Consider the following 662-nt stretch of genomic DNA (forward strand, 5'->3'; position numbering starts at 1 on the left):
ATCTTTCTCAATTGTCGAATGAACATGAATCCATTTACGTTCAAAATCAATATCTTCCCATTTAAGAGCAATACCCTCACTAACTCTTAAACCAGTCATAAAATATAACCAGATCGTCATGTAATTATGAAGTCCCTCATACTCACTAATATCAAAAGAGTTTATTACCTTCTTAAATTCATCAAATGTCCAAAATTTTGTATCAGGGTGCTTTCCTCTAGGATTATCTAATCCTTTAAAAGGAACTCTATCAATATAACCCAATCTTTCTGCATAACCCAGGCATGCTTTAAATCTAGACCACATATTTTTAGCATAATTACTAGAATACTTGTCTATAATAGCTAAGCGAAATCTTTCACAGTCAATAGTACTAATATCTGATAATTTTTTACTACCAAATTGCTTAATAAATAACTGATGATGTGGTAAAGCGGTCTGATAAGTTACAAATTGAACTTTTTGTTGATAATATTTTAAATAAATCTCTTCCATAAATTCTCTAAAAGTTAGAAAACTATTATTAATAGTAGAGTTCACAAATTCATGTTTTAAACGAAGTATCTCTTCATATGCTTCCTTAAAAGAATTAAACGGTAGTCCCTGTTGATTTTTCATTCCTTTCTTTTGAATTCTTTTCCCAGTTATTGGATCAACTCCTA

At 29.6% G+C, this 662-nt stretch carries 1 protein-coding gene; it reads right to left on the reverse strand.

Annotated features, from left to right (window positions below; translation table 11 throughout):
• Nucleotides 1-662 (reverse strand): tyrosine-type recombinase/integrase (locus tag K4H96_RS06925; protein WP_227956437.1); only part of this gene is annotated, 662 nt, incomplete at both ends.

The organism is Streptococcus sanguinis, from assembly GCF_020729765.1.
Taxonomy (GTDB): Bacteria; Bacillota; Bacilli; order Lactobacillales; family Streptococcaceae; genus Streptococcus; species Streptococcus sanguinis_Q.